Annotated in this window: 8 protein-coding genes; 7 read left to right on the top strand and 1 reads right to left on the bottom strand. The window is 58.8% G+C overall.

Going from position 1 to position 14264, the window contains the following annotated elements; translation table 11 throughout:
- Window positions 1-134: 134 nt before the first annotated feature.
- From HMPREF0908_RS04980 to HMPREF0908_RS04960, 5 genes are all read left to right on the top strand, one after another.
- Window positions 135-1103, top strand: a complete 969-nt coding sequence (locus tag HMPREF0908_RS04980) for a TAXI family TRAP transporter solute-binding subunit (RefSeq protein ID WP_006690362.1) — start codon at window positions 135-137, stop codon at window positions 1101-1103.
- A complete protein-coding gene (locus HMPREF0908_RS04975; RefSeq protein ID WP_006690361.1) occupies window positions 1100-1570 on the top strand; it encodes a DUF1850 domain-containing protein in 471 nt (156 codons plus the stop codon). The genes HMPREF0908_RS04980 and HMPREF0908_RS04975 overlap by 4 nt, the downstream gene beginning before the upstream one ends.
- Window positions 1571-1688: 118 nt before the next feature.
- On the top strand, window positions 1689-3608 hold the full coding sequence (locus tag HMPREF0908_RS04970; protein ID WP_006690360.1) for a TRAP transporter permease: 1920 nt from the start codon (window positions 1689-1691) through the stop codon (window positions 3606-3608).
- Window positions 3605-4822 (top strand): YwqG family protein, encoded by a 1218-nt coding sequence (locus HMPREF0908_RS04965; RefSeq protein ID WP_006690359.1) that lies wholly within the window; start codon window positions 3605-3607, stop codon window positions 4820-4822. The genes HMPREF0908_RS04970 and HMPREF0908_RS04965 overlap by 4 nt, the downstream gene beginning before the upstream one ends.
- Before the next feature lie 69 nt (window positions 4823-4891).
- On the top strand, window positions 4892-5155 hold the full coding sequence (locus HMPREF0908_RS04960; protein WP_006690358.1) for a type II toxin-antitoxin system RelB/DinJ family antitoxin: 264 nt from the start codon (window positions 4892-4894) through the stop codon (window positions 5153-5155).
- 124 nt (window positions 5156-5279) lie between these two features.
- On the opposite strand, the gene HMPREF0908_RS04955 is transcribed toward HMPREF0908_RS04960, so the two are convergent.
- Window positions 5280-6017: a hypothetical protein gene (locus tag HMPREF0908_RS04955; protein ID WP_006690357.1), complete on the bottom strand. Its 738-nt coding sequence runs from the start codon at window positions 6015-6017 to the stop codon at window positions 5280-5282.
- A 367-nt stretch (window positions 6018-6384) separates the two neighbouring features.
- On the opposite strand from HMPREF0908_RS04955, the gene rpoB reads away from it, so the two are divergent.
- The gene (gene rpoB / locus HMPREF0908_RS04950) at window positions 6385-10125 is read left to right on the top strand and encodes a DNA-directed RNA polymerase subunit beta (protein ID WP_006690356.1); all 3741 of its coding nucleotides are present in this window, start codon (window positions 6385-6387) and stop codon (window positions 10123-10125) included.
- A 45-nt stretch (window positions 10126-10170) separates the two neighbouring features.
- Window positions 10171-14175 (top strand): DNA-directed RNA polymerase subunit beta', encoded by a 4005-nt coding sequence (gene rpoC, locus HMPREF0908_RS04945; protein ID WP_006690355.1) that lies wholly within the window; start codon window positions 10171-10173, stop codon window positions 14173-14175.
- Window positions 14176-14264: the final 89 nt, after the last annotated feature.

Genomic DNA, 14264 nt, shown 5'->3' with positions numbered 1-14264 from the left:
GCCATACGCGTGCCTTTCCTATGTATACCGCGATACAAACGCCGCCCTGCTTGCGTGCAGGGCGGTTTTTATGTTACTATGTTTCTGTTATTCCGTTTTTTGTGGAAAATCGCTCATTTTAGGAGGGAAAGAACATGAACATCTCTACCGTAAAGAAAATTTTTGCGGCAGGTGCAGTCCTTGTATTCTCTGCTGCACTCCTTACCGGCTGCGGCGGCGACTCTGCATCGGGCAAGAAGTTCCTGAACATCGGCACAGGCGGCACGGCGGGTACCTACTACCCGATCGGCGGCGCGATTGCCGAGATTCTGAACAAGGAGATCCCGGGGATGAACGCGAGTGCGCAGAGTACGGGCGCGTCGGTGGCGAATATCAATATGCTGCGCGACAAGGCGATCGACCTTGCGACGGTGCAGAACGATATTACATACTATGCCGTGACAGGCACGGAGATGTTCGACGGCAAGAAGGTGGACGGACTGCAGGGGATCGCCTCGCTCTACCCCGAAACCTGCCAGTTTGTGACGCTCCAGTCCTCGGGCATCAAGGATCTCTCGGAGCTGAAGGGCAAGCGTGTCGCGGTCGGTGCGGCCGGCTCGGGCGTTGAGGCGAATGTGCGCCAGATTCTCGCAGCATACGGCATCTCCTACGATGATATTGATGCGAAGTTCCTCTCGTTCGCCGAGGGGGCGAGCGCGCTGAAGGACGGCAACGTGGATGTTGCCGTGCTGACGGCGGGCTATCCGACGGCGTCTGTGCAGGATATCGCCTCACAGAACCCCGTACGTCTCCTCCCCGTGGAGGACAAGGCTGCGGATGCGCTGATCGCAAAGTATCCGTTCTATACGAAGACCACGATCCCTGCGGGGACGTACGGCGGATTCAATGAGGACATCCCCTCGGTCTCTGTCATGGCGATGCTCGTTGCGGGGCCCTCGGTGGATGCCGACATGGGCTACAGCATCACGAAGGCGATCTTCTCGAACCTCGATCGCCTGCAGGCCGCGCACGCTGTCGGCAAGCAGATCACAAAGGCAACGGCGGAGGATGGAATGTCTCTGCCGATGAATGCGGGGGCGGAGAAGTACTTTAACGAGAAATGAGAGCCTATCTGATCGCTCTCGCCGCGGCGGTGCTCCTCATCGCATTTGATATTCTCTCTGCGCCGGCGCTTCTCATGCACGCGGGCGGAGAGACGACTGTCCTCGTACGGGAGATCGGCAGAGAGGGCACGCCGCTTACCGTGCGGTTCATTCACTCTGTGCAGAAGACGCCCGTCGAGGAGTTCCTCACCGTCTATCCGGACGGACATTTCCACCTCACGGGCACGCGCTACCAGTCACACGGCGTGGGACTGCCCTTTCTCCCCGAGGAGGGGACGTTTCACGAGGAGGATGGGCATTTCATCCTCGATATGGATCGCGACTATGACACGCTGAGCCTGCGCACAGGTGTGGGGACGGAGCTGACCATTACGGCGGGCGGCACGGACTATCCCCTCTATGAGCGCTGTCCTGACGGCACGCGCATCGACCTCGTCGCTGCACCGCTCTATACAAGCCTATTATAAGATTTCCGGGGCTGCGGATCGTGGCCTCGTATTTCTTTTTCCGCAAATATTTTATGTATCGTGAAAATCTTCGGGGCTTGCCCCTGCCGAAAGAATTATTTAAGGATGTGAACACGCTATGACTGACCATGCTGCAAATGCGGAAGAAGTACTCAAAACGTATGACCGCGAATCCAACACCGCCCATTATACGGGCTGGCCGAAGAAGATCATTGCGGCGATTGCCATTACATTTTCCATCTTTCAGCTCTACACGGCGATCTTCGGCGTGCTCGATGCACAGCTGCAGCGTGCCGTTCATCTCGGGTTTGGGCTCGCGCTTGCCTATCTCCTCTATCCCTTTCGGCGTGCGTGGACGCGGGATCACTACTTCCACCCGATCGACATCGCATTCGCCGTCCTCGGCGCGGCGACGCCCGCCTATCTTGTCATCCAGTACTGTGAGCTGATTACACGTGCAGGGATCGTATCGACCACGGATGCCGTCGTCGGCGGACTCGGCATTCTGCTCGTTATCGAGGCGACGCGGCGTGTCGTGGGTCTGCCGATGGTGACGGTCGTGCTCGCCTTCATTGCGTATGCCTTCCTCGGCCCCTACATGCCGGGCGTGCTCGCACACCGCGGACTCAGTCCGGAGCAGCTCATCGGACATCTCTACTTTACGACGGAGGGCATCTTCGGTATCCCGCTCGGCGTCTCCTCGACGTTTATCTTCCTCTTCATTCTTTTCGGTGCCTATCTTGAGAGCACGGGGCTCGGCAAGTTCTTCATCGACCTCGCCAATGCACTCGCGGGCTGGGCGAGCGGCGGCCCGGCGAAGGTCGCCGTTCTCTCGAGCGGGCTGATGGGCACGGTCTCGGGCAGCTCAGTCGCGAACGTCGTCGGCACGGGCTCGCTCACCATCCCAATGATGAAAAAACTCGGCTACAACGCGAACTTTGCGGGGGCGGTCGAGGCGGCGGCCTCCACGGGCGGACAGCTGATGCCGCCGGTCATGGGCGCGGCGGCGTTCCTCATGGCGGAGTTCGTCGGCGTCCCCTACATCGATGTCGTCAAGGCGGCGGCGATCCCCGCGCTTCTCTATTTCACAGGGGTTTGGCTCGGCGTTCACTTTGAGGCAAAGCGCAAGAAGCTGAAGGGCATCCCGCGCGCCGAGCTGCCGAATCCGCTGACGCTCCTGAAGGAACGCGGGCATCTCGCGATTCCTCTCGCCGTGATCGTCTATCTGCTCGTTTCGGGCTATACGCCCATGCGTGCGGCACTCGTCGCCATCTTCCTCTCCATCCTCTGCGCCATGCTGCGCAAATCGACGCGCATGAAGCCGATCGAGATCGTCTACGGCCTTGAGCGCGGCGCGAAAGGCGTGCTCGGCGTGCTCGTCGCCTGCGCGTCGGCGGGCATCATCATCGGCGTCGTCACGAAGACGGGCGTCGGCCTGCGCCTCGCATCGGGACTGATTGATCTCGCAGGCGGGATGCTCCTGCCTGCGATGTTCTTCACCATGATTACGGCGATTGTGCTCGGCATGGGCGTGCCGACCACGGCGAACTACGTCATCACTTCGACCATTGCCGCGCCTGCGCTCGAGCAGATGGGCGTCCCTGTGCTCGCTGCGCACATGTTCGTGTTCTACTTTGGCATCATCGCGGATGTCACGCCGCCTGTTGCCCTCGCTGCGTACGCGGGGGCGGGCATCAGCGGAGGAAATGCGCTGAAAACAGGCGTGCACGCGTCAAAACTGGCGATAGCGGCATTCATCATCCCGTATGTATTCGTCCTCTCGCCCGTCCTCCTCATGGTTGATGCGACACCGCTCGCACTCGTCTCAGTCACGATCTCTGCCCTCCTCGGCATGATCGCCGTCAGCTCCGCGCTCTGCGGTTTCCTTGCCGATCACTGCCGCCCTTATGAGCGGCTGCTTCTTATCGCTGCAGGGCTCCTCATGATCGCGCCGGGCAGCACCACCGACCTCGTTGGACTTGCTCTCTTCGTCGTCATTCTCGTCATGCAGTATCGGCGGGCAAAGGAGGCAGCATGAAGACGGCACAGGAATACATCGAGGAACGCAGCTTCTTCGATGCGGTCAAGGCACTGTACGAAGTTCCGGAAGCCGAGCGCGATGCGCTCTGGAACTATCGCATGGGCTACTCCCTGTACTTTTTTGCAGTCAATCGGTATCCGAAGCTCTGTGTTCTGCGTCTGGCTCTCGGCTATTTGGAGCGTGCAGACGAGGATGCGGAGAGCAAGGCAGAGATCGAGCGCGTCTTCTATGGCAAGCCCGGCGGCATGACGGCGCGGTGCCAAGAGGCGGTTGAAAACAAGCACGGCTGGTATGCGGAGGAGCCCGTTTCTATGAGTGTGGAGCAGCTCGTGCGTGAGGCTGAGGCAGAGCGTGAGCGTGTGCGCCGTGAGGTGACGGCGTTCTTTGAACGCACGCAGCGGCGTGAGATTGCGATCTCGCATCATCCTGCACAGGAAAAACTCCCCGTCGGTGCGAGCAAGTTCTACGGAACGCCCGATCTGCCCGCAGATTTTGACTGGCCGCACTATAAGGGAACGGACTTCGAGGGCGTGACGAAGAACCGCCCGCTTGCCTTTCTCGCGCAGATCAACCTTGGCGAAGCCGCGCCGTATGACCGTACAGGTCTCCTGCCGAAGACGGGCGTGCTCAGCTTCTTCTATGAGACCGTGTCGATGGAGTGGGGATTTGAACTAAAGTCTGAGGGATATGCACGCGTCTATTATTTCCCCGAGACGGAGGGGCTTGTCCCGACACAGATTCCGGAGGAAACGAAGGAGTGGAGCGTGGGCGAGCAGGCGCTGACCTTTGCGGATGCCGTCAGTCTTCTGTCGCCTTTTGCATACAGCCGCAGCTGCGGCAAAGAGGTGGATTGGGATACCTACAACGAACTGCGGGCGGAGTTCGGATACGATGCTGCCGCTCACGAGGACAATCCCATGAAGATGCTCGGCTATGCCGACGAGATTCAGAATGAAATGGAGCCGGAGTGCGAACTATACAGCAGGGGCATTGACGGAGACATGCAGGAAGAGCTTTCCGAAGAGGAGGAAGCGGAACTTGTGAGAAATGCTGCAGATCGCTGGGTGCTGCTGTTTCAGATGGGCACCGTCGAGGACGGTGAAACGGAGCTTATGTACGGCGACTGCGGTCTGATCTACTTCTGGATTCGGAAGGAAGACCTTGCTGCGCGGAACTTTCATCACGTCCGATTGATTTTGCAGTGTGGATGAAAGATAAAGAAAAACGCTTGCAAAAATCATTACAGTTGCGTATTCTATCCTTGTAAAGGAGTGAGTGCGATGGAACAGGCAGTTAATGTAAACTTTCGACTGGACGCAGCGGTAAAGAAGAACATGGAGCAGGTTTGTGCAGAACTTGGGCTCTCCATGAGTGCGGCGTTTACGATCTTTGCCAAGAAAGTGGGACGGGAACGCCGAATCCCATTTGATGTCTCTGTGGATCCGTTTTATGATGAGCGGAATCTGCACTATCTTGAACAAAAGCTGGAAGCATACCGAGCGGGAAAGCTGTGCTTTGCCGAACATGATCTCATTGAGGACTGACCAATAGACTTGTTTATCTTGTTGAGGACGAGAGTATCTTGATTTTTGCATGTCGCGGACATTACGGCTGACACAAAAAACATCCCTGCCGCATGGCAGGGATGTTTTCGTATTCAATTCGCGATCAGTGCTTTTCTTCTGCCTTCACGTCGATGATCGGGCCGTCGATCAGCTTCTGCTCCTCGGGCTCGGATCCCTTGCGGCGGCGCCAGATCAGGAAGGCGATCACGGCGATCAGAACGAGTACGGCGATGACCGTACCGATGATGGCCGTTTTGTTCCAGATGCGGAACGAGACCTGAATCGGCGAAGATTCGCCCGTGACGAGTGTCTTGCCAAGGTTCCACGTGAGCGTCCTGCCGCCGTCTTCCTCGCGGTCGGCGTTGGAGCTCGATGGTGCAGATGGGAGCGTCATCTGATAGGTGAACGTGATGTTGCTCGCGAATGCACCTGCACCGCCGCCGTTCTGACTCCCTTCAAACAGGAGGTCAAAGTTATAGTCCGTGTAGAAGAGCCCCTGATTGACGGTAATGCCCGTGTTCTTGCCGTCGTGTGCGGCGAAGAAATCCTGGTCGGACAGTTTGTCAACCGATGCATAGTGCTCCGTGATCTCGTAGCCTGACATGTTCTCCTTCGTGACGGGCGCGACCTGTGCGTCGGGATTCTTCGCCACCATCGACGCCTTGCTCTGCTCGACGAGCTGGGCGAGCATCGGTACACTGACGAGCGTCGTCTTGAGATCGGCAGAGCCGTCGTCGTTGACGGTGACGCTCACATCACCGCTGAAACAGCCGCTCGTGAGTACGAGGATGCCAAGCATCATGGCAGCAAGCATTGTACGTATGTACTGCGTAGTGAACATAATATACCTCCCGCATTTCGATTTCCTTCGTATTGTACATGAGTAAGGAGAATTTTGCAAGGAGAAGCGCTTTTGCGGGGGCTGTTTCACTGGATAAAATTTTTCTTGACACAGTATTCAAGGTGTAGTATTATACAATGACCTATTGACATAAGTATGGGGTTTGTGCGCCCTTTTTCGGGGGAGGACGCCGCGCGGCTCGGTGTGCGGTTAGAAAGGACAAGAGAGCAAGGTATTCGAATGGCTGCCTTGTTCTTTTTGTGTCTGTTCAAGGGAACTGCTGTCAGTGGCTTCTGACGGCGGTGCTCCTTCCTCTTGAAACGGTGTGCGGATGCCAGGATATTCCAGCGAAAGGGTGACAGCGTTCATGTTCAATCCTGTATCGGTCGGCCGTCGCACCCGGTATAGCTATGCGCATATTAAGGAAGTCATGGAGATGCCGCATCTTCTTGACATTCAGCGTGCAAGTTATCAGTGGTTTCTTGAGGTGGGACTTGCGGAGATTTTCCGCGATATCTCACCCATTCAGGACTTCTCCGGGAATCTCATCCTTTCCTTTGAGTCGTTTGCGCTCGGTGAGCCGAAGTACGATCTCGACGAGTGCAAGGAACGCGATGTGACCTATGCTGCGCCCCTGCGCGTGAATGTGCGCCTCGTGAACCGTGAAACGGGCGAGATCAAGGAGCAGGAAGTGTTTATGGGCGATTTCCCGCTCATGACGGATACAGGAACCTTCATCATCAATGGTGCGGAGCGCGTTATCGTCAGCCAGCTCGTGCGTTCGCCCGGCACGTATTACGGTGTGGAAATCGATACGACGGGCAAGGAGCTCTATAACGCGACGATGATCCCGAACCGCGGGGCGTGGATTGAACTGGAGACGGATGCAAATGACGTCATCTCCGTGCGTATCGACCGCACGCGCAAGATGCCCGTGACTTACCTCATCCGCGCCCTCGGCTACGAGACGGACGCGGAGATTCGTGCACTCTTCGGCGATGATCCGCGCATCCTTGCAACGATCGAGCGTGACACGGATGAGGTCAAGACGCGCGGCCGTGCGGTGATTGAGATCTATCGCCGCCTGCGTCCGGGTGAGCCTGCGAATGAGGACAATGCGCGTCAGCTTCTCGAGGTGCTGTTCTTTGACCCGCGCCGTTATGATCTCGCGACGGTCGGCCGCTACAAGCTGACGAAAAAGCTTGGCTGGCGCCGTCGCCTCCTCGGCAAGGTGCTTGCTGAGCCGATTGTTGACAAGGAAACGGGCGAGATCGTGTTCCCGAAGGGCGAGCCAATTACGCCGGAGATGGTGGATGCGGTCAGCGCAGAGCGCGAGACGGCAATTTTCGGCGACGGCGAACTCATCTCCTTTGATGTACAGAAACCCGATGGCGAGATCCATCATATGCTCTGTGCACCGACGCGCGACTATCAGTTCCGCACGGTGACGCGTGAGGATATCATGGCGGCGATCAGCTACCTCCTCGGCCTCATGAACGGCTTTGGCAATACGGACGACATCGACCATCTCGGCAACCGCCGCGTGCGTGCCGTGGGCGAGCTGCTGCAGAATCAGTTCCGCATCGGTCTCTCGCGCATGGAGCGTGTCGTGCGCGAGCGCATGTCAATCCAGGAGACGGAGAGCATCACGCCGCAGGGACTCATCAATATTCGCCCCGTCGTGGCGGCGGTGAAGGAGTTCTTTGGCTCCTCGCAGCTCTCGCAGTTCATGGATCAGCACAACCCGCTCTCCGAGCTGACGCATAAGCGCCGCCTTTCGGCGCTCGGTCCCGGCGGGCTCTCGCGCGAGCGCGCGGGATTTGAGGTGCGCGACGTGCACAACTCGCACTATGGGCGCATGTGTCCGGTTGAGTCGCCGGAAGGACCGAACATCGGACTCATTGGCTCGCTCGCAAACTACGCGCGCGTGAATCAGTTCGGGTTTATGGAGACGCCCTATCGCCGCGTAGACAAGGAACATCACCGTGTGACGGATGATGTTCGCTACCTGACGGCGGACGAGGAGGATGAGCTCATCATCGCACAGGCGAATGAGCCGCTGGATGAGAATGAATACTTCGTCAACGAGCGTGTCACAGCACGTTTTCATGAGGAGACGGGGCTGCATCCGCGTGAGCGCGTGGACTATATGGACGTGTCGCCGCGTCAGGTGTTCTCCATTGCGACGGCAATGATCCCATTCCTGGAGAATGACGATGCGAACCGTGCCCTCATGGGTGCGAACATGCAGCGTCAGGCGGTGCCTCTCCTCAAGACGCAGGCGCCGCTCGTCGGTACGGGGATGGAGTACAAGGCCGCGTGCGACTCGGGCGTTATGGTGCTCGCAAAGCACAGCGGCGAGGTGACGGAGGTTTCGGCAGATGCGATCACGGTCCGCTCGGACGAGGGCGCATTTGATACCTATAAACTGCAGAAATTCATCCGTTCGAACCAGGCAACGTGCATCAATCAGAAGCCGCTCGTCTATGTGGGCGACCGCGTGACGGAAGGGCAGCCCATCGCCGATGGCCCCTCGACGGACAACGGTGAGCTGGCACTCGGCTACAACATCATCGTTGCTTATATGCCGTGGGAAGGCTATAACTATGAGGACGCAGTTCTCCTCAGTGAGAACCTTGTCAAGCGTGACCTCTATACCTCGATTCACATCGAGGAGTATGAGTGTGATGCGCGTGATACAAAGCTTGGTCCCGAGGAGATCACGCGCGACATTCCGAATGTTGCGGAGGATGCGCTCAAGGATCTCGATGAGGACGGCATCATTTCCATCGGCGCGGACGTGCGCCCTGGGGACATCCTCGTCGGCAAGGTCACGCCAAAGGGCGAGACGGAGCTGACGGCAGAGGAGCGTCTCCTGCGTGCGATCTTTGGTGAGAAGGCGCGTGAGGTGCGTGACACTTCGCTGCGCGTGCCGCACGGCGAGGCGGGCAAGATCATCGATGTGAAGATCTTTACCCGTGAGAACAACGATGAACTGCCGCCGGGGGTCAACCGTCTCGTGCGCGTCTACATCGCGCAGAAGCGCAAAATTTCGGTCGGCGACAAGATGTCCGGCCGCCACGGCAACAAGGGTGTCGTTTCGCGCATCATGCGCCAGGAGGATATGCCGTTCCTGCCGGACGGCACACCCGTTGATATTGTGCTGAACCCGCTCGGTGTTCCGTCGCGTATGAATATCGGGCAGGTCTTGGAGACGCATCTCGGCATGGCGTGCCGCGTTCTCGGTCAGCGCATCAAGGACGGCGACCCGACGGTGGAGGCCGACCTCCGCGCGGCGGGCTATGATTTTGATAAAAACGGGATGCCCGTGCCCGATGTGGCCGGCATTCACATCGCGACTCCGGTCTTTGACGGCGCGGGCGACGACGACGTATTCGGCACGATCCGCGCGGCGGGACTTCCCGCAGACGGCAAGACGGTGCTCTATGACGGGCGCACGGGCGAGCCGTTCGAGAACCGCGTCACGGTTGGCTGCGTCTACATGCTGAAGCTGCATCATCTGGTTGATGATAAGATTCACGCACGTTCCACGGGACCGTACTCCCTCGTCACCCAGCAGCCGCTCGGCGGCAAGGCGCAGTTCGGCGGACAGCGCTTCGGCGAGATGGAGGTCTGGGCACTTGAGGCATACGGCGCGGCATATACGCTGCAGGAAATCCTGACGGTCAAGTCCGACGACGTGGTTGGGCGCGTGAAGGCATACGAGTCCATTGTCAAGGGGGACAATATTCCGGAGCCGGGCGTTCCCGAGTCCTTTAAGGTTCTTATCAAGGAGCTTCAGGCCATCGGTCTCGACATCAAGGTGCTCAACGAGGATGCGAAGGAAATTGCCATCCGCGATGAGGAGGAGGAGGACATCAGCGAAAAGGCACGTTCCCTCGACCTCGATGTGGAGGGCGTGGATGAGAACGGAGCCGCGCCGCCGCCCTCCGCGGATGATTACGAGGACGACGGAAACGCAGAGAACTCTGCTGATGAGGACATCATTGCGGATATCGATGCGGACGAGGACATTGCGGATGACATGGATGCAATCCTGCACGGCAGTATCGACGGCATCGATGCGCCGGATGAGGATGATCTGTAAGGAAGGGAGTGGCATCTATTGCTGGATGTAAACAATTTTGACTCGATGCGGATTGGACTTGCTTCTCCCGATAAGATTCGTGCGTGGTCGCACGGTGAAGTAAAGAAGCCGGAGACCATCAACTACCGCACCTTGAAGCCTGAGCGTGACGGCCTTTTCTGCGAACGCATCTTTGGCCCGACGCGCGACTGGGAGTGCCACTGCGGCAAGTACAAGCGCATCCGCTACAAGGGGGTCGTCTGCGACCGCTGCGGCGTCGAGGTGACGCGTGCAAAGGTACGCCGTGAGCGCATGGGACACATCGAACTCGCCGCACCTGTTTCGCACATCTGGTACTTCAAGGGCATCCCGAGCCGCATGGGCCTCATCCTCGATGTCTCTCCTCGTTCACTTGAGAAGGTGCTCTACTTCGCTTACTACATCATTCTTGATGCGGGCGAAACCGATCTCAAGAAAAAGGAGCTGCTCTCCGAGCGCGAGTATCACGAGGCACTCGAAAAGTACGGCAATACGTTTCGTGTCGGCATGGGCGCGGAGGCGATCAAGGAACTGCTCGAGGAACTCGATCTCGAGCAGATGAGCGAACAGCTCAGACACGACGTGCGGACGACTTCCGGTCAGAAGAAGGTGCGCGCCATCCGTCGCCTTGAGGTGGTCGAGGCATTCCGCAAGTCCGGCAATCAGCCTTCGTGGATGATTATGGACGTCGTACCGGTCATCCCGCCCGATCTGCGCCCCATGGTGCAGCTCGACGGCGGCCGCTTTGCGACCTCCGATCTCAACGATCTCTACCGCCGCGTCATCAACCGCAACAATCGTCTGCGCCGTCTGCTCGATCTCGGTGCGCCCGACATCATTGTGCGCAATGAGAAGCGGATGCTGCAGGAGGCGGTCGATGCGCTCATTGACAACGGCCGCCGCGGCCGCCCGGTCACGGGCCCCGGCAACCGCGCACTGAAATCGCTTTCGGATATGCTCAAGGGCAAGCAGGGGCGTTTCCGCCAGAACCTTCTCGGCAAGCGCGTCGACTACTCGGGACGCTCCGTTATCGTTGTCGGTCCCGAGCTGAAGCTGCATCAGTGCGGCCTCCCGAAGGAGATGGCACTCGAACTCTTCAAGCCCTTTGTTATGAAAAAACTGCAGGCGGACGGCGCAGCGCACAACATCAAGTCGGCCAAGCGCATGGTCGAGCGTGCGCGCCCCGAGGTCTGGGACGTGCTCGAGGATGTCATCAAGGAGCATCCCGTCCTCCTCAACCGTGCACCGACGCTGCATCGCCTCGGCATTCAGGCATTCGAGCCGGTGCTCACCGAGGGACGTGCGCTGAAGCTGCACCCTCTTGCGTGTACGGCGTACAACGCCGATTTTGACGGCGACCAAATGGCGATTCATCTGCCGCTCTCCGCCGAGGCGCAGACCGAGGCACGCGTCCTTATGCTCGCCGCAAACCATATCCTTGCGCCGAAGGACGGCAAGCCCATCATCGTGCCCTCGCAGGACATGGTACTCGGCTCGTACTACCTCACCAAGCTGAAGCCGGGTGCGATCGGTGAGGGCAAAGCATTCACGGGGATCGCGGAGGCACTGCTTGCCTATCAGGAGAAGGTGCTCGACCTGCAGGCGGAGATCCGCGTGCAGATCGCGGGCTACGGGCTGGTGAAAAGCTCGCTCGGCCGGCTCATCTTTAGCGAGATTCTGCCCGAAGAACTGCGTCACTACAAGCAGGATCCGGAGACGGGTGAGTGGACGCTCGGCGTTCTCATGAACAAAAAGGAACTCGGCAAACTCGTTGCAAACTGCTACGATCATTTTGGTGCGACCAAGACCGCCGAGGTCATCGACAACGTGAAGAATCTCGGCTACCATTATGCCTGCATTGCGGGCATGACGGTCGCCGTCTCCGACGTCATTGTACCGCCGCAGAAAAAAGAGATCATCGCGGATACACAGACACTGGTCAATAAGGTGGAGCGCCAGTTCTCGCGCGGCCTTATCACCGAGGACGAGCGCTACAAGAAGGTCGTCCAGCTTTGGACGAAGGCGACGGATGACGTCGCGGATGCCATGATGGAAAACATGGATCCCTTCAATCCCATTTTCATGATGGCGGACTCGGGCGCCCGAGGAAACAAACAGCAGATGCGTCAGCTGGCCGGTATGCGCGGACTGATGGCTGACCCGTCGGGCAAGATCATCGACCTGCCGATCACGGCGAACTTCCGTGAGGGGCTCTCCGTTTCGGATTACTTCATCTCCTCGCACGGCGCGCGCAAAGGCCTTGCCGATACGGCACTGCGTACGGCGGACTCGGGCTATCTGACCCGCCGTCTCGTTGACGTGGCACAGGATGTCATCGTCCGTGAAGAGGACTGCGATGTCTCCGCGATCAACCTCCTGCAGGTGCGTGCGCGCCTCGCAGAGTCTGCATTTGATGCACTTGAACTCCTCGTTGACAGTCTGATGGGGCGCCTTCTCGCGGCGGCGATCTACGATCCCGAGACGAAGGACGTGCTCTATCCGCAGGACACCGTCCTCGATGATGAAGTGCTTGAGACCATCGGTGAGCGCGATATCCGCGAGATCATGGTGCGCGGCTCCTCCGTCAACGCGGACGGCGCGGTCAGCAACGCGATGGTCACGGAAAGCATTACGCTCGGTGAGCCGGATGCAAAGAAACGCAGAAAGGTGCACGCCGCCCTCCTCCGCGAGCTCAGCGGCAAGGAAATCGTACGCGACGCTGTCATGGAGGATGGGACTGTACTTGCTCCCGCCGGCGCTGTGCTGACGGACAAGATGGTGGAGGATATCCTTTCCTCCGAGCTTCATGAGCTCCATATCCGCAACAACAATGTGCGCGGCATCGAGGTCGAGGCGATCACCGAGGGGACGGGCGTCATCGAATCCCTCGCCGACCGCATCGTCGGGCGTGTGCTCGCTGAAGACATCGTGGACGAGGCGACGGGTGAGACGATCGCCCATGTCAATGACTCCGTAGACGAAGCACTCGCGAAGCGCATTGAGGGCGTCCGGAAGCGTGTCTCCATCCGCAGCGTACTCACCTGCAAGTCGCAGTTTGGTGTCTGCATGAAGTGCTACGGCCGTGACCTTGCCAACCAGGCAGAGGTCGAGATCGGCGAGGCAGTCGGCATCATTGCCGCACAGTCCATCGGCGAGCCGGGCACACAGCTTACCATGCGTACCTTCCACTCGGGCGGTGTTGCCGGTGACGACATTACGCAGGGTCTACCGCGTGTTGAGGAACTTTTCGAGGCGCGCAAGCCCAAGCACAATGCCATCATTGCAGAGAACGAAGGCGTTGTCGCCATTGATGATACGGCCAAGGGAATGCGCACGGTTACGATCACGCCCAAGGGCGGCGTGCCGCGTGAGTACTCTGTGCCGTTCGGTGCACGCATGGCGGTGCGCGACGGCGCGGTCATGAAGCCCGGCGACAAGATCACCGAGGGCTCCGTGAATCCGCACGACATCCTGCGTGTCTGCGGCCTGCAGGCGACTCAGCGCTATCTCGTCTACGAGGTGCAGAAGGTCTACAAGTCACAGGGTGTTGAGATCAACGACAAGCACATCGAGGTCATGGTGCGGCAGATGCTGCACAAGGTCAAGATCGAGGAGGCCGGAACGACCGACTTCCTCCCGGGCGAGTACATCGAGATCAACGCGTTCGAGGCGGCGAATACCAAGGCGATCGAGGAGGACGGCGAGCCCGCCGTGGCAAAGCCCATCCTGCTCGGCATCACAAAGGCATCGCTTGCCACGGACTCCTTCCTCTCGGCGGCCTCCTTCCAGGAAACCACGCGCGTCCTTACTGACGCTGCAATCAAGGGGAAGATTGACCCGCTTGTCGGACTCAAGGAAAACGTCATCATCGGCAAGCTCATCCCGGCCGGTACGGGCATGACCCGCTACCGCAACCTCGAGATCGTCGACCATGCACCGCAGCCGGTGCCGGAACCACCCGCACCCGAGGAACCTGAGGAGGAGACATACGAAGAAGTTGACCTCTCGCGGCTCGAGAAACTGAGCAGCTGAGGCAGCATAACAGTGAGGGATTGTGGTACAGAGTGAATGGGCTTTGTACGCAATCCCTCTTTGTTTACCTAAAAAGCAAAACGAGTTGA

It is taken from the genome of Centipeda flueggei ATCC 43531, from assembly GCF_000160695.1.
GTDB classification, from domain to species: Bacteria; Bacillota; Negativicutes; order Selenomonadales; family Selenomonadaceae; genus Centipeda; species Centipeda flueggei.
Note: the sequence above shows the minus strand (reverse complement) of the source record. Positions and strands in the feature narration are given on the sequence as shown.

Bases quoted from the DNA above. Each gene is read 5' to 3' on its own strand.
- HMPREF0908_RS04980 (WP_006690362.1), top strand. From the start codon at position 135: ATGAACATCTCTACCGTAAAGAAAATTTTTGCGGCAGGTGCAGTCCTT.
- HMPREF0908_RS04975 (WP_006690361.1), top strand. From the start codon at position 1,100: ATGAGAGCCTATCTGATCGCTCTCGCCGCGGCGGTGCTCCTCATCGCA.
- HMPREF0908_RS04970 (WP_006690360.1), top strand. From the start codon at position 1,689: ATGACTGACCATGCTGCAAATGCGGAAGAAGTACTCAAAACGTATGAC.
- HMPREF0908_RS04965 (WP_006690359.1), top strand. From the start codon at position 3,605: ATGAAGACGGCACAGGAATACATCGAGGAACGCAGCTTCTTCGATGCG.
- HMPREF0908_RS04960 (WP_006690358.1), top strand. From the start codon at position 4,892: ATGGAACAGGCAGTTAATGTAAACTTTCGACTGGACGCAGCGGTAAAG.
- HMPREF0908_RS04955 (WP_006690357.1), bottom strand. From the start codon at position 6,017: ATGTTCACTACGCAGTACATACGTACAATGCTTGCTGCCATGATGCTT.
- rpoB (WP_006690356.1), top strand. From the start codon at position 6,385: ATGTTCAATCCTGTATCGGTCGGCCGTCGCACCCGGTATAGCTATGCG.
- rpoC (WP_006690355.1), top strand. From the start codon at position 10,171: ATGCGGATTGGACTTGCTTCTCCCGATAAGATTCGTGCGTGGTCGCAC.